Below are 22,067 nucleotides of genomic sequence, written 5' to 3' on the forward strand. Positions count from 1 at the left end.
CGAGGATGTGAAGTTGCGTCACCACCCACACCCGTCATAGCCAGCTCGACCGGGCGATCCAGTACGCCGCGGCCTCTCGATTCAAGCACCGGCGCCTCTGGAATACTGGATCACCCGCATGCGCGGGTGATGACACCGCGTGTTTGAGATCTTGAATCGAGAACCTATCCCACCGCGGCCCGCGATGTCCAATCTCATCCGCCCATCAATTCATCGGCCCGGCGGATCGATGCGGCGCGCGGCGCTTCTGTTTTGCGACCGGCGCTGCTGGCTCCGGCGCCGCATCCTTCAGCGCGCCGATCCGGCGCAGTGCGGCGTCGGCAGCGCGCTCGCCGCTGTCCCAGGCGCCATCGACGGTGCCCCACAGCGTCTCATGGGTGGCTTCGCCGGCGAGATACATCGCGCCGATCGGCTCGGTCAGGATCTTGCGGGAGAATTGCGCGCCGGGCACTGCTGCCGACATCGCGCCGAGGATGAAGGGCGATGCATTCCAGCGCGTCGCGCTGGTCTGCTTCACCGCGGCGCCGACCTCGCTGCCATAGAGCTTGGTCAGCCATTCCACCGCGAAGGCGGACATTGCCTTCTCGCCCTGCGCCGACAGATCGCGACCGAAGGACCCCGCGACGTCGATCGTGCACAGCGAGGATCCCGCGATGTTGCCGTAGAGCAGCGCCGTCCTCGTCGAATTGCTCTGCTCGATAATGACGTCGTCGCGCGACAGTCCGAGCGGATTGCCAGGGAGCTGCAACGCGATGCGATCATAGCTGCCGAGGCTGAGCTTGGCCGCGGCATCGAGCGCGCGCTTCGGAAGTTCCGGCGCAAACTTGATATTGCCGCTCGCAAGCACATTGCTCGAGACGGTGACGATGGCGGCGCGCGCGGTGATCTTGCCTGTGGGCGTCTCGACCATCACGTCGCGATTGCTCCACAGGATGCGCTGCGCCGGCGTCGAGAGCACCATCGGCAGCTGCTCGGCAAACTTGGCGATCAGCGTGCCGAGCCCCTGCCGGCAAGCAATCGCGGTGTTGCGATCCTGCGCGCGCACCTTGTCGACGGCAGAGAGGTCCTTCAGATCCTTGCCGCTGAAATTGGCGCCGAGCAGGAATTCAGCGGTGCCGGCCCAATCGCCGAGATCCTTCGGCATCGCCGCGGCGCAGGCAATATCGGCCTTGCGCGACGCGTCGTCGACGGCGCGGTTGGCGCGGACCAGCGCCGCCAGGAATTCCTCGGTCTCGCCCGGGCGGGCGTAGCGCCGGCCGATGCGAATCTTCTGACCTGCGGGCGCCGTGACGATGTCAAGGCCCGCCGAGCGCGCCAGCCGGATCATCGGATTGGTCTCGGGATTGTGCATCCAGCGCGCGCCACGGTCGAACGGCACGCCGAATGTCGATGCATCGGTCTGGCAGCGCCCGCCGACCTGGCCGGACGCCTCCACCACGATCACCTTGCGGTTGGCGGCGGCGATCCTCCGCGCCGCGGCAATGCCCGCGGCACCCGCGCCGATCACGACGATGTCGGCCTCGCGCGGCGGCGGCGCGGCAAGCACCCGGCCGCCCAGCGCGGGCGCCAGCGCGAGAGCTGCGGACGCCGACAGGAAATCGCGGCGGGTCACTGTCATGACATAGCTTCGAGCATGGTTTCCGGGGACTTGCAGAAAACGGGAACGCTTCACGAACTGTGCCGTATCTCACCGACCGCAGCAACCATCATGGTAAATCAATCATGATTGATCCGCTGATGGCATGAACTAAATTGCAACGGCTTGCGACCATGATTAAGCCAACACAAGCGGTCGTAGAACCGCTGGGGGGAATCCATGGGCTTAATGCTCGATACCGTCGGTAAATGGATCGCGGGGTACCTGCAGAAGGAAGTCCCCGGTTACGAGCCGTTCACGCCGAGCGACCCGGACCATCTGCGGGGCATCATGCAGCCCGGCGATGTGCTGCTGGTCGAAGGCAACAACCGGATTTCCGGCATCATCAAATACCTCACGCAATCGACCTGGTCGCACGCCGCACTCTTTGTCGGACCGATCGACGGTGCGTTCGAGCCTGACGGCGAACAGCATGTGCTGATCGAGGCCAATATCGGCGAGGGCGTGACCTCGGCGCCGCTTTCGAAATATCTGTCCTATCACACCCGCCTCTGCCGTCCGGTCGGCCTGTCATTCGAGGACCGCACCACGGTGTGCCGCTACGCGATCAACCGGATCGGCTTCGGCTACGACACCAAGAACATCGTCGATCTCGCGCGCTTCTTGTTTCCGCTGCCGATCCCGCAGCGCTGGCGCCGCCGCATGATCGCGTTCGGCTCCGGCGATCCGACCAAGATCATCTGCTCGGCGCTGATCGCGCAGGCGTTCGACGCCGTGCGCTATCCGATCCTGCCCAAGATCACGCGCGCCGCCAGCCGAAAGGCGCGCCGCGAGATCCTGCATATCCGCGATTCCTCGCTCTACATGCCGCGCGACTTCGACATCTCGCCCTATTTCGAAGTCGTCAAACCCACCATCGTGCACGGTTTCGACTACACGGCCCTGCACTGGGCCGACAAGCAGAAGCCGCTCCAGGAGGTAGCGGGCGAATTCAGTGTGTTTCCAGAATCTAAGTCGCCGCCGCTTGTTCCTGAAGCGATTGACGAAGAGGCGACGCTTCCGGCTGCGGCTGCGGAAGTGATCACCGCGGAGCCCACGCCGGGCTGAGCGTTCAGAACGTCGCCGCCAGCGTCAGCCTCACGGCAAGCGGTTCGGCGGGATGCACATGGCGGTCGGCGACGCCGTCGATCGGTTCGCCCGGCAGCCGCGACAGATAGTAATATTCGATCTGGTTGGTCTGTGCGTTGAAGAGATTGAAGGCGTCGAGCTGCAGCCGCATCCCGTTGTCGAATTTGTAGCCGGCGCGGGCGTTGACGATGAACGACGACAGCGAACGGACGCTGTCATCCTCGATCAGCGGGCGCCGGCCGAAATAACGGGCGCGCAGGCTGCCGAACCAGCCGCTCTCGCGGCCGAAAGTAACGCCGCCGCTGGCGACCCAGGCCGGCGCGCCGGGAATGAAGTTGCCCACCGGATCATAATCCGTGAAGCGCGCGCGGGTATAGGCGAGGTCGAAATCGAGACTCATCCACGGCGAGAGCCTGTATTGGTTGGTCCACTCGACGCCGACGCGCCGGCTCGGCCGGCTCGGCTCGGTGGTGCCGGCATCGCCGACGAACAGCAATTCGGAATCGAAGTCGAGCACGAACACCGCGAGCGACGAGGTCAGGCCGTCGACCGCCCTGGTACGGATGCCGAGCTCGGCGCCCTTCGAGCGTACCAGCAGCGGCACGCGATCGAGCGGCGTGACCTTGTCGTTGGGATCGACCGTGATGGTCGCACCGCGGATATCATTGGAGTGCAGGCCGAAGCCGGCATTGCCGTAGAACTCGGTCTTGGCCCAGGGACCGAGCACGATGCCGGCCTTCGGGCTCGTCATCGCCGCGTGCGCGTTGCCGGAATTCTGCGGCGTGTCGCTCAGCACGTGGCCGGCGAAATAATCCTCGCGGATGCCGACCGTGGTGCGCAGCCAGTCGGTCCAGCGCGCGGTGGTATCGGCCCACAGCCCGACATTGCCCTCCTGCACCTCGTCGTTGCGCACGGTGGAGAGGATCTCGCGTTGCGCAGTCTTGAACAGGCCGACATTGATGTCGTCGTAACGGGTCTGCACGCCGACCCGCGTCTGGGTGTCGATGCCGGCGATGCGGATATCGACGGCGTGGCTGGCATCGAAGCCATAGACGGTGCGCCTGTCGGTCTGGCTGAACTGGTCGCCATTGACGGGATCATCGAGAAAATAGGTGAAGTCGTTGTAGAGCTGCAACGAGGAGCGGATCACATAGGCGTTGGCCTTGGTCTGCCCGTACTCGCTGGACTGCGCCCAATTGCCCGACAGGCTGAAGCGGCTCGAGGTGCCGCCGTCGGTCGGATTGAGCGAGCCGTAGCGGCCGATCAGGCCTTGGTCGATGGCGCGCTGCGCCACCTGGTCGGTCGAATTCCAGCCGTTGGAATAGGCCATCGCGGTCAGCGAGAAGCCGTCAGTCGCGGTGCCCTGGCTGTAGCGCAGCACCCCGTTCAGCTTGCGGATGTCGTCGGGTACGGCCCACGGGCCGTTATATTTGTTGGCCTCGAAAGCCGCCAGCAGCGTGCCGTCACCGACCTTGGTCGAGCCCGCGGCCATCGCGCGCTGATAGCCGAAGCTGCCGGCGGTCAGCTCCACGATGTTCTTCGGCAGCCTGCTCAGATAGTTGATGTCGACGGCGCCGGCGGAGGCGAAGTCGCCCTTGTCGGCGTAGTAGGGGCCCTTGCGGACATCCATCGACTGGATCAGCTCCGGGATCAGGAAGTTGATGTCGGCATAGCCCTGGCCGTGACCGTGGGTCGGCATGTTGACCGGCATGCCGTCGACGGTGATGGCAAGATCGGTTCCGTGATCGAGATTGAAGCCGCGCAAGAAATACTGGTTGGCTTTGCCTTCGCCGGAATGCTGGGTGACGATCAGGCCCGGCACCGCCTCCAGAACTTCGCCGACGCGCGAGACCGGCCGTGCATTCACTTCGTCGCCGCTGATCTGCCGCGCGCTGGCTGCGGTCGGCTGCAGGCTGGAAGACACCGTTGCGGAGCCGCCGGTGACGCCGCTTGCCGCAGAGGTGGACTGGCTCGGCTGCGGCGCGGCCGGCTTGCGGCCGCTGGCAGCGACATGGTGCGGACGCTGAACCGGCCTGGCACGCTTGGGCTTCACCTGATCGGGGGACGTCACCGTCACCGGCGGCAACTGGCCGGGCGCGCCGACGGTCTGCGCTACGGCAGCGGGCACAAAGGCTGCAATGGATGCGGCGGCGGGAAATATCCGCCATACAGTCCGACGCAACGCCCATGCCCCCGCATGATACCTGCTACAGTCACGCGACGACCGCACCAGCTCCAACCAACCCGGCGAAGCGACGCTAGCAAGCACAGTATGACCTTACAAGAAAAATGTCATACCGCCGCGGCGGCCCGCCAACACGGATAGTCCATGCAACGCATCACCATCACCATCGAGGACGATCTGCTCGCGGAGATCGACGCGGCCGCAGAGGCGCGCGGCTATCAGAACCGCTCCGAGATGATCCGCGACCTTGCGCGCGCCGGCCTGCAGCAGAGCGCGGAGGAGGCGCCGTCAGGGCAATGCGTCGCGGCGCTGGTCTATGTCTATGATCACGCCGCACGCGACCTGTCGAAGCGGCTGGTGCAGAATTTCCACGGCCATCACGACCTGTCGCTGGCGACGCTGCATGTCCATCTCGACGACGACAGCTGCATGGAGGTGACGGCGCTGAAGGGCGCCAGCGGCGAGGTCCGGCATTTCGCCGATCACATCATCGCCGAACGCGGCGTGCGTTACGGCCGCGTCGTGATGATCCCGACCGCGGCGGACAAGAAGCCGGGCAAGCGCGGGCACAAGCACACGCATGATTGAAAGTGCTTACCTCGCCCCGCTTGCGGGGAGAGGCGTAGGCCGCCTCCGGCGGCCGTCCCAAAGAACGCCGAAGCTATGCTTCGGCTATGTCGCATCGCCAGATGCAATCCGGGTAAGGGGGTACAGGTCTATCCAATGATATCGCTCTCAGAGAGAGCCCCTCACCCCGACCCTCTCCCCGCAAGAGCGGGGCGAGGGAGAAGAACAGCTACGCCGCCCTCGCCTTGGTGCCGCCCGGGAGGCCGGCGCGGGCGAGACCGCCATAGAGCGCTTCGCCCGGCATCTCGGATTTCAGGATTGCGCGCACCGCGACCAGCCGGTCGAGATCGATGCCGGTCGGAAATCCCTTGCTCTCGCAGAGGAAGACGAGATCCTCGAACACGACATTGCCTGTGGCGCCCGGCGCGAACGGGCAGCCGCCGAGGCCGCCCAGCGAACCGTCGAGCACCCGGGCGCCTTCGTCGAGCGCGGCGGAAGCGTTGGCGATGCCCATGCCGCGGGTGTCATGCAGGTGGACGCAGACCGGCTTCGATCCGGCGATCTTCACCGCGCCCCGCGTCAGCTCGCCGACCTGCTTCGGCCCGGCATAGCCGACGGTATCGGCAATCGCGACCATGTCGACGCCGGCCTCGTACAGCTTCTCGGTGAGGCGCAGCACCTCCCTGGGATCGACGGCACCGACGATCGAGCAGCCCAGCGCCATCGAGATCGCGGCATTGACCACGGGCTTGTGCGCGCTGGCGTCGCGCAGCTCGCAGAGCCGCTTGACGTTCTCGATCGCGGATTCACGCGAGCGGTTGGCATTGGCCTGGCTGTGCTCCTCGGTCGCCGACACCACGGAGGCGATCTCGGCGACGCCGGAGGCCAGCGCCTCGTTGACGCCGCGCTCGTTCAGCGCCAGCGCGACGCCGTGCGCGCCGGGCAGCGCGGCAATGGTCGTGACGACGTCGCGGACATCGACGAACTGCGGAAAGGTTCTTGCCGGCAGGAACGAACCGACCTCGAAATGCCGGACGCCCGCGGCATATTCGTCGCGCACCCAGCGCTGCTTCGCCGCGGTCGACGGGAATTTCTTCACCAGTTGCAGACCGTCGCGCAGGCCGACTTCGCGCAAGGTTACCTTGTCGTTGGGATAGATATCGTGGACGCGGGTCATGTCAGCCTCACGCAGCGTTTCCGGTTGATGAAATCTTTTGTTGTGCGAGCTCGGCGCGCACCGCGTCGGTGTCGGCGCCAAGCACCGGCACTCTCAATCCTTCGCCGATATTGCTGCCGTTCCATTCGACCGGCAATGCGGGGACGCGGAACGGCTTGCCGTCGGCGTTCAAATTGTTGACGAGCCCGCCGGGCCGCAGCACATGCGGATCCCGCAACAGATCCTCCGGCCGATTGATCGGCGAGAAGCAGATGTTGAGCGCGTCGAGCCTGGCCGACAGATCGGCTACGTTCCAGCCTTTGATCACCTCGGCGACACGCGGAATGATCCGGTCGCGCGCCATGATGCGGTCCGTGGTGGAGCGCAGCGTCGGATCGTCGGCGAATTCCGTCAGGCCAAACTCGCGGCAGAAGCTCTGCCAATGACCTTCGGTGACGACCCCGATGAAGATGCGATCGCCGCCGGCGGCATCGAAGATGTCGTAGATCGGCCAGGCATGCTCGCGCTCCGGCATCGAGCGCGGCTTGCGCCCGGTCATCTCGTACTCGACCATGTGCTGGGCGACCAGGAACAGGCAGTTCTCGAACAGGCCGATACGAATATCGGCGCCGTTCCTGTTGCCGCCCCGCTTCTGGTAGAGCGCGGCGAGGATCGAGATCACCCCGAACATGCCGCCCATGATGTCGTTGGCGGAGGAACCGACGCGCTGCGGCTTGTCGCTTGTGCCGGTCATCGCCGCGAGCCCCGACATCATCTGCACGACCTCGTCGAGCGCCGGGCGATGATCGTAAGGGCCCGACAGAAAGCCCTTGTGGCCGGCAATGATCAGATGCGGATATTTTTTGCGCAGCTCCTCGGCGCCAAGACCCTGCTTGTCGAGCTGGCCGTCGCGAAAGTTCTCCAGGAACACGTCGGCGCCGGCGAGCAGCCGGTGCATCGTGTCGCGGTCCTCAGGCTTGGCGAAATCCAGCACGACGCTGCGCTTGCCGCGGTTGAACAGCGGGAAGAACGAGACGCCCATGCCGCCGAGCGAGCGGGTCTTGTCGCCGGCGGGAGGCTCGACCTTGATCACCTCGGCGCCGAGTTGCGCCAGGATCATCCCGCAGGTCGGGCCCATCACCATGTGGGTCATCTCGACGACCCTCACGCCTTCCAGCGGCAGTCCGCTCCCGGTCATCGGTTTCTCCGTGCTCGTTGCGCTCTTGTTCTGACGCGTTTTCTTCACGCGAACCGGTACCCACTTCGCTCGAAAACGCTTTGCTATCGGCGCAGGTTAGGCTTCCGCACGCTATCTGAAAAATATAATCTGTCGAATAGTGTATTCGCGGTTCTAGAACGCTAAGCCCCCATGGATTCGCGCCAGCTTCGCTATTTCATCGCGGTTTACGAGCAGCGCAACCTGTCGCGGGCGGCGGATCAGGCCAATGTCGCGCAATCGGCGCTGAGCCATCACATCGCCAATCTCGAGGCGGAATTCGCCACGCCGCTGTTCGAGCGCAAGCCGCGCGGCATGGAACCGACCGCGGCGGGCGAGCGGCTCTATGAGCACGCCCGCATCATCCTGCGCGCGTTGGCGGCGGCCGAGCGCGAGATCAAGGAAGGCGGCAGCGCGATTGCCGGTGAGATCTCGATCGGCATGGCCAATTCCGGGATGAAGGCGATCGGCGTGCCGTTGATGCGGACGGTGCTGACGAAGTATCCGAACCTGAAGCTGGCGCTGACCGAAAGTCTCTCGGGCGCGACACTGCTGCATTTGATGAGCTCGGAGGTCGACCTGGCGCTGGTCTACAATCCGCCCTCGGAAAAGGATCTGATCGCCGAGCCGGTGCTGGAGGAGCAGATGTTCTGCGTCGGTACCGAGAAATTGATCGGCAAGAAGGGACCGATCACGTTCGAGCAGGTGGCCCAGCTGCCGCTGATCCTGCTCCGGCACGGGCTGTCGGCCCGCGCCCTGCTGGACGACCCCGTGCCGCTGAAGCGGCTGGAGGCCAACGCCATCCTGCATCTCAATTCGACCAGCGGCATGATCGGCGCCTTGACCGCGGGCCTCGGCTGCACGATCGCGACGACGCACTTCGTGAGAGAGCCGTTGCAGGCAGGCGCGCTGGTCGCACGCGAGGTGATCGAACCCAAGCTGAGCCGCACGCTCTATCTGTGCCGCCTGCGCAACCGGCCGATGACCTATGTCATGGAGGAGATGTGCCGGCTGATCCGCTCCCTGATCGCCGAACAGGTCGGGCGCGGCGCGTGGGAGGCGACGCTCCTGATCTAAAGCGCTTTCAAGCGAAGCCTGCCCCGCACTTGATGCGGGGTGGGCACCGGTTCGCGCGAAGAACGCGCGTCGGAAAAAGCGCTATCGAAAATATCGAACGATTGCTTCGATATGTTCGTCTGGATTTCTGGCTTCCGGCTGCCAAACATGCGTGACCGGCACGACCTCACAAGAAGGGCGTCCGCTGGACCATACGGGGAGGACCATCATGAGCGCCGTCGAACTCGGCTCGGTTGCCGATCTCGCCAACACGACAGCCGGGCCCGACGGGATTTCGCGGCGGCTCGAGGCGTTGCCCACCTCCGCCTATGTCTGGCGGCTGGTGATCCTGCTCTCGCTCGGCGGCTGCTTCGAGATCTACGATCTGTTCTTCACCGGCTACATCGCGCCGGGCCTCGCCCGCAGCGGGCTGATGACCACGACGACGCAGGCCTTCTTCGGCTTCTCCGGCATCGGCGCCTTCGTCGCCGCGACCTTCGCAGGTCTCTTCATCGGCACCTTCTGCCTCGGCTTCCTCGCCGATCGTTACGGCCGCAAGGCCGTCTTCACCTATTCACTGTTGTTCTACAGCGCGGCCTCGATCATCATGGCGTGCCAGACCACCCCCGGCGGCCTCTTGCTGTGGCGCTTCATCGCCGGCATCGGGATCGGCATCGAGATCATCACGATCGACGCCTACATCACCGAGCTGGTGCCGAGCTGGATGCGCGGCCGGGCCTTTGCGATCAACCAGGCGGTGATGCTGTCGGCGGTGCCGATCGTCGCAGCACTTGCATGGTGGCTGGTGCCGCTCACGCCTTATGGCATCGACGGCTGGCGCTGGGTGGTGCTGATCGGCGCGGCCGCCAGCATGGTGATCTGGGTGCTGCGGCTCTACGTGCCCGAAAGCCCGCTCTGGCTGGCCCGCCACGGTCGCGTTGCCGAGGCCGAGACAATCATGCGGACGCTCGAGGCCTCATCGGGTGCGGCTGCTCCGCGCCCAGCCCCCACGGTCGCGATGGTGCCGGCACGTGCGCCGGTCAGGACCGGCTACGCCGACCTGTTCAGGCCGCCTTACGCTTCGCTCGTCGTGCTGTTCATGATCTTCAATTTCTGCCAGGCGTTCGGCGTCTACGGCTTTTCCAACTGGGTTCCGGCGCTGCTGGTCGAGAAGGGCATCAACGTCACCAAGAGCCTGCAATATTCCTTCATCATCGCCTTCGCCTATCCGCTGGCGCCGCTCTTGGCCGCGACCTTTGCCGACCGCTTCGAGCGCAAATGGATCATTTGCGGCGCGGCCGCCGCGATCTCGGTGTTCGGCCTGGCGTTCGCGCAGCTCACCGAGCCGGTGCTGCTGATCGCCAGCGGCGTGCTGGTGACGGGGGCCAACATGACGCTGTCCTACGCTTACCACGCCTATCAGACCGAGGTATTCCCGACCGCGATCCGGGCCCGCGCCGCGGGGCTGGTCTATTCGATGAGCCGGCTCAGCGCGACCTTCTCCGGCTTCATCGTGGCGTTCATGTTGAAGGAGGCCGGCGTCAGCGGGGTGTTCGGCCTGATCACCGCGGCGATGCTCATCGTGATCGTTGCTGTCGGTGTCTGGGGACCCAACGTCCGCGGCAAGCCGCTCGACGCCTGATCGCGACATAAACGGCACTTGCCGAAGCCATATTGGGTGTCTACCTCTGCGCTCGTCATTCTGCAGAGGTAACCCAGTCATGTTGGACGCCGCCGTCAAGGCGCTTTCGCAAATCCTGTCGCCGCCGATGCGCACGATCCTGTGGCGTTCGATCGGGCTTGCGCTGGTGCTGATCACCGTGCTGGCGATCGGCTTGCAGCGGCTGCTGAGCTGGTTTGCCGACACTGGCGAGCTCTGGGCCGAAGGCATACTCGGCCCCAACTTCCATTCCACGCTGCACGTGCTGTCCTGGATCATCTCGATCTCGGCAGGGCTCGGCGTCGTGCTCGGCGGCATCTTCCTGATGCCCGCGATCACCTCGCTGGTGGCGAGCCTGTTTGTCGACGGCGTCGCCGACCATGTCGAGCGCGAGCACTATCCGGCCGACCATCCCGGCACGGCGCTACCGGTCACAATCGCCACGATCGAGGGCGTCAAGACGGCGCTGCTGACGATTTTGGTCTACCTGGTCGCGCTGCCGTTCGTGCTGTTCGCGGGCGCGGGCTTCATCATCTTCTTCATCGCGACCGCCTGGCTGCTCGGCCGCGAATATTTCGAGCTCGCGGCAATGCGGTTCCGCTCGCCTGATGACGCCAAGGCGATGCGCAAGGAGAATGCGGCGACCGTGTTCACAGCCGGCCTGTTCATCGCGGCCTTCGTCTCGATCCCGATCGTCAATCTGGCGACGCCGCTGTTCGGCATGGCGTTCATGGTGCACATGTACAAGCGGCTGTCAGGTCCCCGGCGCGAGGTCATCGAGCCGGCGCGGCGAAGCAACGTGCCCTCGGTCTAGGCCGCATCCGGAGGCACCTGCAGTGATGCGGGTGTCCGATCGCGCGCCAACGGCACCAGCAGAAGCCCAACGATCGCCACGCAGGCGAGCATCGCCCATGCCTCGTTGACGGTGAGCGCGAGCGATGCCCGCTCGACCAGCGGCCGGACGAACGCGATTGTCGCTTCATCCGGCGGCCCCGGCAGACGGTCGATCAACAACTTCGGATCGAGCCCGATCGCCTGCGCCGCGCTGACATCGCCGGCCAGCAGGCGGGCACGGAAATCCTCGCCATAAATCCAGCTTCGCCCGTAGAGGATGGTGTCGATCAGGGCGATCCCGATCGCGCCACCCAGATTGCGCATCAGGTTGAACAGTCCGCTGGCGTCGGCAACCTCCGCCTCCGGCAGCGCGCCCAACGCAATGCGCGTCGGCGGCAGCAGGCAGAACATGATCGCGACGCCGCGCACGATCTGCGGCCAGAACATCTCGTCGAAATCCGCCGTGCGGGGCTGAAACGCGCTGAGGCCGAGACCGAGCGCGAACAAGGCGAATCCCGCGCCGGTCAACCACCGCGCGCCGATGCGGCTCTCGAGGATTGCCGCGAGCGGCGCTGCGATCAGCTGCGCGACTCCCGTGACCAGCATGATGCTGCCGATCTCGAAGGCATCATGGCGGCGGACGAAGCCGAGAAACACCGGCATCAGATAGGTCGAGCCATAGAGGCCGATGCCGAGGCAGAAGCTCAGGGCGCAACCGGCCGCGAACGAACGCCGTCTGAAAAGGGTCAATTGTGCAATCGGATACGCCGCGCGGAGCGTGCGCCGGATCAGCAGCGCCATCCCGGCAATGCTTCCAATCAGCAAGCTCACGCAAAGCATCGAGAGCCAGCCGCGTTGCGGCGCTTCCTTCAGGCCAATCATGAAGCTTGCGAGTGCGGCCGCGAGCAGGACGAGCGACCACCCGTCCAGCCTGGAGAACGCGCGGAGATGCAGGCCCTGCTTCGGAAGCAGCAAGGATGTAACCGAGGCCGCAATCGCGCCCGGAAGCACATTGATCAGGAACAGCCACGGCCACGACCAGGTCTGCGTGATCCAGCCGCCGACGACGGGTCCAACGGTCGGTGCAAGCACCGCGACGACGCCGCCAATCGTGGTGGCCACCGCATGAAGGCGCGCCGGGAACAGCATGAACACGGCGGAGAACACCGCGGGGATCAGCACGCCGCCGGAAAATCCCTGCACCACGCGAAATGTCAGCAGCACGGCAAAGCCGCCGCTGAAGGCGCAGCCGACGGACGCGACGGTGAACAGGCTGACGGCGATGACGAACAGCCATCGCAACGACAGCGCATGCGTGAACAATCCGGTCAGCGGGATAGCGATCACCTCCGCGATCAGATAGGCGGTCTGGATCCAGCTCATCGCGTCCGGCGAGATCGCAAGCGCGCGCTGGATCGTCGGCAACGAGGTCGCGACGACCTGGATGTCGAGGATCGCCATGAACATGCCGAGGCACATCAGCAGAAAGCCGGCCCAGGTCGCAGCCGATGGGCTGTCGGTGCAGTGCTCCGCCCGGCCGCTCATGGCGTGCCTGGGCGCGGCCAGCCGGCGACGGAGAGCGCGCGGCTCTCGGCGCGAATCCGGATGGCAAGCACCGCGAGATTGAGCACGGTGAAGATCAGCGCCAACACTAGCAGATGCAGTGCGAGTGGCAGCAGCGCGATTTCACCGACGACGACGGCATAGTTTGGATGCGGGAAGATCCGGTAAGGCCCGGACGCGACCAGCGGCGCGCCCGGCAGCACGATGATCCGCGTGGTCCATCGCGGACCGAGCGCGGCGAGCACCCACAGCCGGAGGCCTTGCAGCAGTAGAAAGGCCGCGAGCGCGGCCAGATTGACATCCTGGTCGCGGCCCCAGATCCACAGTGCGATCAGCCAGCCGGCGTGCACCAGCACAATGAGCGGGTAGTGATTGGCGCCGACCTCGATCGCGCCTTGCGCCAGCAGCCGCGCCGTGTTGCGACGTGCCAGCACCAGCTCGCCGAGACGCTGCAAGGTGACCAGCACAAGGATGATCGAAGCGAAACTCACGCCGCGTGCCTGAGCGCAACGCAGCTGAGCGTGAAGCCGGGCCCGAGCGCCGTGAGCAGCGAGCGGGGCGGCAATCCCTTGGCGCAGGCGCGTTCGAGGACAAAGAGAACCGTCGGGGCCGACATGTTCCCACACGTGGCGATGACGTCGCGTTCGTGGTCGAGCGTGCCCTGATCGAGCTTCAGCGCCCGCTCCAGCGCGGCGATGACCTTGGTGCCGCCGGGATGGCAGAGGAAGCGGTCGATATCGTCGGCCGTCAGCTGCATCCGCGCCAGAATTTCGGCAACGGCCGGCCCAAGGTTGTCGCGAACAAAATCCGGAATGGTGCGCTGAAAGACGACGCCGAATCCTTCCGGATCGACCGTCCAGCCCATGATGTCGAGCGTATCAGGCCACAGCTTTTCGCCGGTCGCCTCGATCCGGGTCGCCCCGCCGTCCCCGGCGCGCAGCACGATCGCGGCGGCGCCATCGCCGAACAGGCTGGCGGCAACGATGTTCGCCTTGGTGAGTTCGTCGTGCCGAACCGCGAGCGTGCAGAGCTCGAGCGCGACCAGCAGCACGTTGGCACCCGGCCGCGCTTCCGCCAGCCTCGATGCGATCGACAGGCCCGACACGCCGCCGGCGCAGCCGAGGCCGAACACCGGCACGCGCGACACGTCCGTTCGCAGCCCAAGCTTGCCGGCGACGCGCGCATCCAGCGTCGGCGTGGCGATGCCGGTCGAACACACCGTCACCACGATATCGATGTCGCTGCCGGTCAGGTCGGCGCGGGCGATCGCCTTGCGGGCGACGTCGACATACAGCGCCTCCGCACCCTCGAGAAAGGCTTGCGTCCGCTCCGGCCAACCGCGCCGTTCGAGATACCATTCGATCGGCTTCACGCCATAGCGACGCTGAATGCCGGTGTTGGCGAACAGGCTGGAGAGCGTCTCGAATTCGGGATAGCGGTCGGCCAGGAGGTTTCGCGCGGCCTGCAGCACTTGTCCCTGATGGAATCGATGCGGTGGAACCGCCGTCGCCATGGAGACAAGCGCGGCCGTCTGCCTGTTGTAGCTCATCGTAGCTCCGGTTCCCCCGCTGTGTGGAACCGCGCGATTAGCAAAATATTTCAGACGCTCACCACACAGGTGAGAGCACTGCATTCACTATAAGTTGACCCGCCGGCGATATCAGTGCCGCCTCGCGCAAATCACAGCGCACAGGCTCGATCAGGAAGCCGCTGCGCCGAACTTGCGCATCACGTTCTTCACGAAGCCAAACGGCACCGGCGACAGCGGGCCAGGCGGTGCGCGCTTGATCAGGGCGACCAGGAACAGCGCCAGCATCGCGAGCCAGAAGCAGAGCCAGAAGCCGTCAATATAGGCGAGCGTGTTGGCCTCGCGCTGCACCAGCGCCGCGAGCGTGCCGACGGCGCGCCCGGTCGCCGCCCCGATGCCGTGGCCGGAAAATCCCTCCGTCAACCGCTGCAGCCGGTGCACGACGTCGGCATCGCCACTCTGGACGTATTGCCCGAGATAGTTCGAGTGGATCTGCTCGCGAACCCGCAGCCAGGTGCCCATCAGCGCGATGCCGATCTCGGCGCCGCCGAGCCGGCAGATCTGGATATAGGCCGCGAACGCCGTCGCCCGTGACGGATCGGAGTTCGACAGCGCCATCATGATGATCGGCAGCAGCGTGAGCGCCTGCCCGACCGACAGCAACAGCACGATGCCGACAAAATCCTCTCGCGCCCAGACATGGCTCAGCTGGGTGCCCCAAAGATTGGCGGCCGCGAACGCCGAGAAGCCGAGCACCACGACGACGCGCGGATCGAGGTGGCGGAGCAGCAGGATCGAGACCGGCACCAGCACGAACATCGGCAGCGCGCCGTAGGTGAACAGCAGCACGCCGGATTGCTCCGGCCGCAGCGCACTGACGGCGCTGAGGAAGTTGGGCACCAGCGACGAATTCGACAGGCTGGTCAGCGTGTACAGCAGGATGACGATCAGCGAGAGCCCGATATTGCGCGAGAACAGCACGTTGAAATGCGCCCAGGGCTGGCGCACTAGCGTCTCGTTGATCATGAAGCCAATGATCAACAATCCGCCGCCGATCAGGAGCGCCATCACCGTGCCCGACGACAGCCAGTCCAGCCGGTTGCCCTGATCGAGCCCGGCATAGACCATCGACACCCCGGCGCCGAGCAACAGCATGCCGCCCCAATCGGCATTGCGAAGCAGGTCGCGATTGACGGGCTCGTTCGGCGTGCCGAGATAGACCATCAGGCCCATCAGCGGCGCGACCACCACGCCCTGCCAATACAGCCATTGCCAGCCGAGGTGCTCGACATAATAGCCGACAAGCGAACTCGACGAGTCCAGCGCGAAGCCGACCCGGATCGAATACATCGCAATCGCCGGCAGCCACCAGCGGATCGGCAGATTGCGCAGGATGATCATCAGCGTCGCCGGCACGAAGGTGCCGAGCAACATGCCGTGCGCGACGCTGAGCGCGATCAACGTCGTATAGTCGCGCACGAACGGAATGGTCAGGGAGACTACGGCGTAGATCAGGCTCGGGATCCCGAGCACGCGGCGCAGCCCGAACACGGTGGCGAGCCAGGCCACCGCGGGTGCGACGAAGATCTGCGAGCCGATCGCGGCGGTCGAGAGCCAGGCACCCTCGTCGAAGCTGAGCGAGAACGCGCCGCGCAGGTCGGGCAACCCGACCGTGGTCAGGCGGCTGTCGAAGTTCGCCAGGAACGCACCGAGCAGCACCGCGACCACGGCGAACAGCGGATAGCGCGCGACGTCGCCGCGCGAGACCGGACCATGACCGCGGTCGTCACTTTCCGCCATTGCCGGCCGCCCCGCCGGTGTTGATCCGCGTCACGACCGACATGCCCGGGAGCAGGCGATCGAGCAATGGCTGGTTCTTCTCGAACTGGATGCGCACCGGGATGCGCTGCACCACCTTGGTGAAATTGCCGGTGGCATTGTCGGGCGGCAGCAGCGCGAATTGCGATCCGCTCGCCGGCGCGATGCGCTCGACGACGCCGCGCAGCCTCTCACCGGAGAACGTATCCACGGTGACCTCGACCGGCTGGCCCGGTCTGACGTTGGTCAGCTGCGTTTCCTTGTAGTTGGCGATCACATAGACGTTCGGCAGCGGCACGACATTGATCAGATTGGTGCCGATGTTGACATAGTCGCCCGGCTGCACCTGGCGCTCGCCGGTGACGCCGTCGAACGGCGCTATGATCTTCGTGTAGCCGAGCTTGAGCTTGGCCGATGCGAGCAGGGCCTTGGCGGCGTCAAGATCGGCGGCGCGCTGCTTCTTGGTGCCCTGCAGGACCTCGAGCTGATGGCGCTGCGCAGCGATCACCGCGCGGCTGGCCTGAACATCGGCCTCTGCCTTGGCGTAAGATGCGGTTGCCTGCTCGAGCCGTTGCCGCGTGCCGGCATCGGTTTGCGACAGCGACTGCTGACGCTCTTCCTCCTGGCGAGCCAGCGTCTGCTGCGCTTCCGCGGACAGTCGCGAAGCCTCGGCCTGCGCGATGGTCGCATACTGCAGCTCGACCTGATTGTTGAGGTTGTCGAGCGCGGCCTGCGCGCCGACCACACCGGCCTCGGCCTGCGCGACCTGGGCCTGGTAGTCCGCGGGATCGATCTGCACCAGGAGATCGCCGGCCTTGACGCGCTGGAAATCGGAGATAGCGACGGTCAGGACTTCGCCGGACACGCGGCTGGAGAGCTGGGTCAGCTCGGCCCGCACATAGGCATCATCGGTGGTCTGGATCGTGGCGCTGCCGACCCACGCATCCCAGCGCGTGGTCGCCACCGCGACGAAGGTGAGCGCGGCGAGCACCGCAAACAGCGGAATGGCGAAGCGGCCCCAGAAACCGTTCGCCGCAGGCTGCGGCTTGGCTGGCGCCGGTACCGGTGCGGGCGCGGTCTGGCTGGCTTGTGACGGACCGCCCTGAACCTGCTCTGTCACGCCACACTCTCCTCAGTTACGCCGGAACGCGAGACAACCGGTTAGCACATGATGACGATCATGGCTCAGACGGTCTTTTCCGGCCACCGGCAAAGATCATTGATCAGACATACTTCGCAACGCGGCCCGCGCGCGAGGCAGGTATAGCGGCCATGCAGGATCAACCAGTGATGGGCGTGCAGCATGAACTCCGTCGGGATCACCTTCTCGAGTCCGAGCTCGACCTCAAGCGGCGTCTTGCCGGGCGCGAGCCCGGTGCGGTTGCCGACGCGAAACACATGGGTGTCGACCGCCATCGTGTGTTCGCCGAATGCCATGTTGAGCACCACATTCGCGGTCTTGCGACCGGCACCGGGCAATGACTCGATCTCGGCGCGCGTGCGCGGTACCTCGCTGCCGAATTCGGTGATCAACTTCTCAGAGAGCGCGATGACGTTCTTGGCCTTGTTGCGATAGAGCCCGATGGTCTTGATGTACTCGCGCACTTTGTCTTCGCCGAGCGCAAGCATCTTCTCCGGCGTGTCGGCGATCGCAAACAGCGCCCGTGTCGCCTTGTTGACGCCGGCGTCGGTCGCCTGCGCCGACAGCACCACCGCAACCAGCAGCGTGTAGGGGTTGAGATGCTCGAGCTCGCCCTTCGGCTCGGGATTGGCTTTGCGGAACCGGTCGAAGGCCTCGTAGACCTCCGCCGCCGTCCACGGCTTTGGTGTTGCGGCCTTCTTGGCGACCTTCTTGGCCGCCGTCTTTGCCGAACGTTTGGGCAGCGGCTTTGGCGTTTTCGCGGCCTTCTTCGGTGCGGACCGAACGCTTGATGAGCTGGCGCGTTGAGAGCGGATGATTTTGGCCATGAACGGGATATACTGATACGTCATGACCGCAGGCAACGACTTTGATCCCAGCGACGACTTCAGGGCCAGTAACGTTGAGACTGGTGACCTCGAGGCTGATGACGCCGGGGCCGAGCCAAAGCTGTTCTCGGCATTGCTGACGCCGCACCGCTCGCTGAACCGCACGGGCTTCATCGTGCTGATGTCATTCGTCACCGTGGTCAGCTTCATCGCCGGCGTGGTGTTCTGGTGGCTGGGCGCCTGGCCGATCTTCGGCTTCTTCGGGCTCGACGTGCTGGTGATCTACTGGGCGTTCAAGGTCAATTTCCGCACCGCCAGAGCCAGCGAGGAGATCACGGTGACGCCGTCGGAACTGCGGGTCCGCAGGATAAGTCACCGCGGCCATGTGGCGGAATGGGTGCTCAATCCGCTCTGGGTGCGGTTCGAGCAGATCTCGCACGAAGAATTCGGCATCGAGCGGCTTTATCTGGTGTCCCGGGGCCGCCGGATCAGCATCGGCAGCTTCCTCGGCCCCGACGAAAAGGCCAGCTTTTCCAAAGCCTTGACGGCTGCGCTGAACACCGCGAAACGCGGCCCGACCTACAACCCCATCGCTTGAGTAAGCTTGTCAGAAATCGGGTGGTTTGATTGCGCCATGGCTCCTAAATCAGACACCATGATGACACTCGCCATACATGACCAGCGCCTGGCCAAGCCGGGCCCCCAGAACGCCGCGCTGCGCGACTATGATTCGGTGCGGCGCGCCATCGCGTTCATCTCGGAGCACTGGCGCACGCAGCCGACCATCGAAGCGATGGCCGATGCCGCCGCCGTCACGCCGGATGAACTCCATCATCTGTTCCGCCGCTGGGCCGGGCTCACGCCGAAGGGCTTCATGCAGGCGCTGACCCTGGATCACGCCAAGAACCTGCTGCGCGATTCCGCCAGCGTGCTCGACGCGGCGCTCGACTCGGGTCTCTCAGGACCGGGACGGCTGCACGATCTGTTCGTCACGCATGAGGCGATGTCGCCAGGCGAATGGAAGACCGGCGGCGGCGGCATGACGCTGCGCTACGGCTTCCACCCCTCGCCGTTTGGCACCGCGATCGTGATCGCAACCGATCGCGGGCTCGCGGGACTTGCCTTCGCCGACCCCGGCGATGAGCAGACTGCATTCGCCGACATGAAGCGACGCTGGCCGAGCGCGACCTTTGTCGAGGACACCGGCGGCACCACGGCACTGGCGCAGCGCGTGTTCGATACAAGGTTGTGGCGGGCGGACCAGCCCCTGCGCGTGGTCCTGATCGGCACCGACTTCGAGGTGCGGGTGTGGGAAACGCTGCTCAAGGTGCCGATGGGGCGCGCGGTGAGCTATTCCGACATCGCCTGCAAGATCAGCAACCCGAAGGCCTCGCGCGCGGTCGGCGCCGCGGTCGGCCGCAATCCGGTGTCGTTCGTGGTGCCGTGCCATCGCGCACTCGGCAAGAGCGGCGCGCTGACCGGCTATCACTGGGGCATCACCCGCAAGCAGGCGATGCTCGGCTGGGAAGCCGGCCAGGTCGGGTTGCATTAGCCTGATTGTAGCAACCATTAGCTCTTTCGGTTGTGTGCGATTGAATTGTCCGATCGCCGTTGATGCTGACGCCGTGCTCGCGGCCATCAAGGCGTGGCCTGTTGAGGGTGAGGATGTGGTGGCATTTGAGCGACGGCCATCCTTGACGGCCGCTGTGCGCGACGTCCTGGTGACGGCAGGTCGGGACGAAGAAACGGCGCCCCGGTCGAACAAAGAAACGCTTCAGGCTGCTGGAACAGCTGACATGTCAGCTTGCCAAGGGGTGCCTCGGGCCACTACGGCGTTGATGAAGACGAGCAGCTTCCTGGCGCAGGCGATTAGCGCGCGCTTGTGACCCTTACCGGCGGCGATCAGTCGCTTGTAAAGGGCGATGAGCTGCGGATTCCAGCGGAACGACGCCGCCAGCGCTGCAGCATAGAGCGCCTCTCGCAGGCGCTTGCGTCCACCGATGATGTGACGAGCGCCAATATGCTCTCCGCTGTCGTCATCATAAGGCGCAAGGCCCGCAAGAGCTGCGGCCTGCTCGCGGCTGATTTGGCCGATCTCCGGCATGCGCACCAGAATGGCGACCGCAGTCGGCAGCCCGGCCCCGCCGACGCTGTAGATCAGATCGAGCCGGGCAGCGAGATCGTGATGTTCGCGGATCGCTGCCACCAAAGCCTTGAACTCGACGCGTTCGCGCTTGGCCAGGCGGACGATATCTTCCTTCCAGAGCTTTTGGATACGCGCATCGCGACAGCTCTCGAGCCGGTTCTTGAACCGCGTGATATCCTCTCCGATCTGATCGATCAGTGTCAGCTGCCCGGCCAAGGGCGATAATCTTGCGTCAGGGGCCGGGTGGATCTTGTTGACCGCAGCGGCGCAGGCGGCGATCAGAGCCGCGTCGATCCGATCGTTCTTGGCACGTTGCCCGCGGTATTTGGCATAGGCACGCACTTGCGCCGGCTGGAACACCACGACGACAAACCGCATGCGCCGTAACTCGGCGACGACGGCTTGCTCATAGCCACCGCTCGCCTCGATCCCAACCCGCTTGACCTTGCGCCGCCCAAGCCACTCCAGCAGCGCCTTGTGACCTTCTGCCGTGTTCTCCACCTGCAGCTGCTCCGAGTTGCCGTCGAGCGCCACGTCGAGCTTGCGCTTGCCGGTATCGATCCCGGCACAGATTGTGGTACGCTTGGCCATCTTCCTCGACCCTCCCTTGTGATGCGAACCTAAAGTTCGTTCAACCATGCGGGTCCCGATGAAGTGCCGATCGCGATCTTGCTACGAACGACAGCCCTCAAGGCTTCGATGGGTAACGATCCGATCGATCAGCGGCCCAGCCCGGGCGGCTACCCGAGCTGGGCCATTCCTCACGGAACGAGGCCAGTCTAACCCAGCGCGCTAATACAAGGATGGGTAGAGCGAACCGAAACCCATCTTACGGCTGACTTCCTTAAGCCAGGCTTCCAGCCTCACACCGTCACCCTGAGGAGCGCGAAGCGCGTCTCGAAGGGTCGACGGCCCGGCTGGTGGCCGTGCATCCTTCGATGCTCGCTCCGCTCGCACCTCAGGATGACGGGTTGAGCGGAGTGATGGCCTAAGCCTACCCCGCCAGATCGACCTTTGAAGCAACGGTGGAATCGGCGTTGAGCCGATAGACCACCGGAGCGCCGGTCGCGAGTTCGCGCTTGAGGATCTGCTCCGGCGTCAGCTTCTCCAGCACCATGATCAGCGCGCGCAGCGAATTGCCGTGGGCGGCGATCAGCGTGCGCTGGCCGCGCAGCACGCCGGGCAGGATCTCCTGCACGTAGTAGGGCAGCGTGCGCGCCAGCGTGTCCTTCAGGCTTTCGCCGCCAGGCGGCGGCACGTCGTAGGAACGGCGCCAGATCAGGACCTGGTCCTCGCCCCACTTCTTGCGGGCGTCGTCCTTGTTGAGGCCGGAGAGATCGCCATAGTCGCGCTCGTTGAGCGCCAGATTCTTCGTGGTCGGCAATCCGGTCTGGCCGATCTCCGCGAGCATCAGCTTCAGCGTGTGCTGCGCGCGCGTCAGATCGGACGTGAAGGCGACATCGAACGACAGGTCCTGCGCCTTCAGCTTGCGGCCGGCGTCCTTGGCCTCGGCGATGCCCTGCTCGGTGAGATCAGGGTCCTTCCACCCGGTGAACAGGTTCTTCAGATTCCATTCGCTCTGACCGTGACGAACGAGCACAAGAAGGCGATCACTCATTTCAGATTCCGTTTCGCTTAGCTGGAT

The 22,067-nt window shown here is 65.1% G+C and carries 19 protein-coding genes; 7 read left to right on the plus strand and 12 right to left on the minus strand.

Annotated elements, in window-relative coordinates:
• Window positions 1–205 precede the first annotated feature (205 nt).
• On the minus strand, window positions 206–1,618 hold the full coding sequence (locus WDM24_RS42280; RefSeq protein ID WP_338829905.1) for an NAD(P)/FAD-dependent oxidoreductase: 1,413 nt from the start codon (window positions 1,616–1,618) through the stop codon (window positions 206–208).
• Between the two features lie 198 nt (window positions 1,619–1,816).
• Between WDM24_RS42280 and WDM24_RS42285 the strand changes: the two genes are divergently transcribed.
• Entirely contained in the window at window positions 1,817–2,704 is an 888-nt protein-coding gene (locus tag WDM24_RS42285) for a YiiX/YebB-like N1pC/P60 family cysteine hydrolase (RefSeq protein ID WP_338829906.1), read from the plus strand.
• Between the two features lie 4 nt (window positions 2,705–2,708).
• Here the strand turns inward: WDM24_RS42285 and WDM24_RS42290 are convergent, their stop codons facing one another.
• Window positions 2,709–4,853: a TonB-dependent receptor gene (locus WDM24_RS42290; protein WP_338829907.1), complete on the minus strand. Its 2,145-nt coding sequence runs from the start codon at window positions 4,851–4,853 to the stop codon at window positions 2,709–2,711.
• Window positions 4,854–5,054: 201 nt separating this feature from the next.
• Here WDM24_RS42290 and nikR point away from each other — a divergent pair, with 201 nt between their 5' ends.
• On the plus strand, window positions 5,055–5,498 hold the full coding sequence (nikR, locus tag WDM24_RS42295; RefSeq protein WP_338829908.1) for a nickel-responsive transcriptional regulator NikR: 444 nt from the start codon (window positions 5,055–5,057) through the stop codon (window positions 5,496–5,498).
• A 208-nt stretch (window positions 5,499–5,706) separates the two neighbouring features.
• Here nikR and WDM24_RS42300 read toward each other — a convergent pair whose 3' ends face one another.
• Both WDM24_RS42300 and WDM24_RS42305 read right to left on the minus strand, forming a co-directional pair.
• Window positions 5,707–6,654: a hydroxymethylglutaryl-CoA lyase gene (locus WDM24_RS42300; RefSeq protein ID WP_338829909.1), complete on the minus strand. Its 948-nt coding sequence runs from the start codon at window positions 6,652–6,654 to the stop codon at window positions 5,707–5,709.
• Between the two features lie 7 nt (window positions 6,655–6,661).
• The gene (locus WDM24_RS42305) at window positions 6,662–7,831 is read right to left on the minus strand and encodes a CoA transferase (protein WP_338829910.1); all 1,170 of its coding nucleotides are present in this window, start codon (window positions 7,829–7,831) and stop codon (window positions 6,662–6,664) included.
• Window positions 7,832–8,002: 171 nt separating this feature from the next.
• On the opposite strand from WDM24_RS42305, the gene WDM24_RS42310 reads away from it, so the two are divergent.
• From WDM24_RS42310 to WDM24_RS42320, 3 genes are all read left to right on the plus strand, one after another.
• The gene (locus tag WDM24_RS42310) at window positions 8,003–8,926 is read left to right on the plus strand and encodes a LysR family transcriptional regulator (protein WP_338829911.1); all 924 of its coding nucleotides are present in this window, start codon (window positions 8,003–8,005) and stop codon (window positions 8,924–8,926) included.
• A 208-nt stretch (window positions 8,927–9,134) separates the two neighbouring features.
• Window positions 9,135–10,547 carry an MFS transporter gene (locus WDM24_RS42315; RefSeq protein WP_338829912.1) on the plus strand — a complete coding sequence of 471 codons (1,413 nt, stop codon included), beginning with the start codon at window positions 9,135–9,137 and terminating at the stop codon, window positions 10,545–10,547.
• A gap of 79 nt (window positions 10,548–10,626) precedes the next feature.
• Complete coding sequence (locus WDM24_RS42320) at window positions 10,627–11,379, plus strand: sulfate transporter family protein (protein ID WP_338829914.1); 753 nt, start codon at window positions 10,627–10,629, stop codon at window positions 11,377–11,379.
• Here the strand turns inward: WDM24_RS42320 and WDM24_RS42325 are convergent.
• From WDM24_RS42325 to nth, 6 genes are all read right to left on the minus strand, one after another.
• Window positions 11,376–12,944, minus strand: coding sequence for a DHA2 family efflux MFS transporter permease subunit (locus WDM24_RS42325; RefSeq protein WP_414645659.1), 1,569 nt, complete (start codon window positions 12,942–12,944; stop codon window positions 11,376–11,378). The genes WDM24_RS42320 and WDM24_RS42325 overlap by 4 nt on opposite strands.
• Window positions 12,941–13,453, minus strand: a complete 513-nt coding sequence (locus WDM24_RS42330; protein ID WP_338829915.1) for an isoprenylcysteine carboxyl methyltransferase family protein — start codon at window positions 13,451–13,453, stop codon at window positions 12,941–12,943. Before WDM24_RS42330 ends, WDM24_RS42325 begins: the two co-directional genes overlap by 4 nt.
• On the minus strand, window positions 13,450–14,511 hold the full coding sequence (locus tag WDM24_RS42335; protein WP_338829916.1) for a type III polyketide synthase: 1,062 nt from the start codon (window positions 14,509–14,511) through the stop codon (window positions 13,450–13,452). Before WDM24_RS42335 ends, WDM24_RS42330 begins: the two co-directional genes overlap by 4 nt.
• 150 nt (window positions 14,512–14,661) lie before the next feature.
• Window positions 14,662–16,290 carry an MFS transporter gene (locus tag WDM24_RS42340; RefSeq protein WP_338829917.1) on the minus strand — a complete coding sequence of 543 codons (1,629 nt, stop codon included), beginning with the start codon at window positions 16,288–16,290 and terminating at the stop codon, window positions 14,662–14,664.
• Window positions 16,277–17,428 carry an HlyD family secretion protein gene (locus WDM24_RS42345; RefSeq protein WP_338829918.1) on the minus strand — a complete coding sequence of 384 codons (1,152 nt, stop codon included), beginning with the start codon at window positions 17,426–17,428 and terminating at the stop codon, window positions 16,277–16,279. The genes WDM24_RS42340 and WDM24_RS42345 overlap by 14 nt, the downstream gene beginning before the upstream one ends.
• 65 nt (window positions 17,429–17,493) lie before the next feature.
• Window positions 17,494–18,300 carry an endonuclease III gene (gene nth / locus WDM24_RS42350; RefSeq protein WP_338829919.1) on the minus strand — a complete coding sequence of 269 codons (807 nt, stop codon included), beginning with the start codon at window positions 18,298–18,300 and terminating at the stop codon, window positions 17,494–17,496.
• Here nth and WDM24_RS42355 point away from each other — a divergent pair.
• The gene (locus WDM24_RS42355; RefSeq protein WP_338829920.1) at window positions 18,299–18,874 is read left to right on the plus strand and encodes a DUF2244 domain-containing protein; all 576 of its coding nucleotides are present in this window, start codon (window positions 18,299–18,301) and stop codon (window positions 18,872–18,874) included. The genes nth and WDM24_RS42355 overlap by 2 nt on opposite strands.
• 57 nt (window positions 18,875–18,931) lie before the next feature.
• The gene (locus WDM24_RS42360) at window positions 18,932–19,828 is read left to right on the plus strand and encodes a bifunctional helix-turn-helix domain-containing protein/methylated-DNA--[protein]-cysteine S-methyltransferase (protein ID WP_338832545.1); all 897 of its coding nucleotides are present in this window, start codon (window positions 18,932–18,934) and stop codon (window positions 19,826–19,828) included.
• 222 nt (window positions 19,829–20,050) lie between these two features.
• Here the strand turns inward: WDM24_RS42360 and WDM24_RS42365 are convergent, their stop codons facing one another.
• Window positions 20,051–21,013, minus strand: coding sequence for an IS110 family transposase (locus WDM24_RS42365; protein ID WP_338829190.1), 963 nt, complete (start codon window positions 21,011–21,013; stop codon window positions 20,051–20,053).
• A gap of 403 nt (window positions 21,014–21,416) precedes the next feature.
• Window positions 21,417–22,040: a 2,3-bisphosphoglycerate-dependent phosphoglycerate mutase gene (locus tag WDM24_RS42370; RefSeq protein ID WP_166300205.1), complete on the minus strand. Its 624-nt coding sequence runs from the start codon at window positions 22,038–22,040 to the stop codon at window positions 21,417–21,419.
• Between the last annotated feature and the right edge of the window lie 27 nt (window positions 22,041–22,067).

Source organism: Bradyrhizobium sp. 27S5, assembly GCF_037217225.1.
Taxonomy (GTDB): domain Bacteria; phylum Pseudomonadota; class Alphaproteobacteria; order Rhizobiales; family Xanthobacteraceae; genus Bradyrhizobium; species Bradyrhizobium septentrionale.

Bases quoted from the DNA above. Each gene is read 5' to 3' on its own strand.
- WDM24_RS42280 (WP_338829905.1), bottom strand. From the start codon at position 1,618: ATGACAGTGACCCGCCGCGATTTCCTGTCGGCGTCCGCAGCTCTCGCG.
- WDM24_RS42285 (WP_338829906.1), top strand. From the start codon at position 1,817: ATGGGCTTAATGCTCGATACCGTCGGTAAATGGATCGCGGGGTACCTG.
- nikR (WP_338829908.1), top strand. From the start codon at position 5,055: ATGCAACGCATCACCATCACCATCGAGGACGATCTGCTCGCGGAGATC.
- WDM24_RS42300 (WP_338829909.1), bottom strand. From the start codon at position 6,654: ATGACCCGCGTCCACGATATCTATCCCAACGACAAGGTAACCTTGCGC.
- WDM24_RS42305 (WP_338829910.1), bottom strand. From the start codon at position 7,831: ATGACCGGGAGCGGACTGCCGCTGGAAGGCGTGAGGGTCGTCGAGATG.
- WDM24_RS42310 (WP_338829911.1), top strand. From the start codon at position 8,003: ATGGATTCGCGCCAGCTTCGCTATTTCATCGCGGTTTACGAGCAGCGC.
- WDM24_RS42315 (WP_338829912.1), top strand. From the start codon at position 9,135: ATGAGCGCCGTCGAACTCGGCTCGGTTGCCGATCTCGCCAACACGACA.
- WDM24_RS42320 (WP_338829914.1), top strand. From the start codon at position 10,627: ATGTTGGACGCCGCCGTCAAGGCGCTTTCGCAAATCCTGTCGCCGCCG.
- WDM24_RS42325 (WP_414645659.1), bottom strand. From the start codon at position 12,944: ATGAGCGGCCGGGCGGAGCACTGCACCGACAGCCCATCGGCTGCGACC.
- WDM24_RS42335 (WP_338829916.1), bottom strand. From the start codon at position 14,511: ATGAGCTACAACAGGCAGACGGCCGCGCTTGTCTCCATGGCGACGGCG.
- WDM24_RS42340 (WP_338829917.1), bottom strand. From the start codon at position 16,290: ATGGCGGAAAGTGACGACCGCGGTCATGGTCCGGTCTCGCGCGGCGAC.
- WDM24_RS42355 (WP_338829920.1), top strand. From the start codon at position 18,299: ATGACCGCAGGCAACGACTTTGATCCCAGCGACGACTTCAGGGCCAGT.
- nth (WP_338829919.1), bottom strand. From the start codon at position 18,300: ATGACGTATCAGTATATCCCGTTCATGGCCAAAATCATCCGCTCTCAA.
- WDM24_RS42360 (WP_338832545.1), top strand. From the start codon at position 18,932: ATGATGACACTCGCCATACATGACCAGCGCCTGGCCAAGCCGGGCCCC.
- WDM24_RS42365 (WP_338829190.1), bottom strand. From the start codon at position 21,013: ATGGCCAAGCGTACCACAATCTGTGCCGGGATCGATACCGGCAAGCGC.
- WDM24_RS42370 (WP_166300205.1), bottom strand. From the start codon at position 22,040: ATGAGTGATCGCCTTCTTGTGCTCGTTCGTCACGGTCAGAGCGAATGG.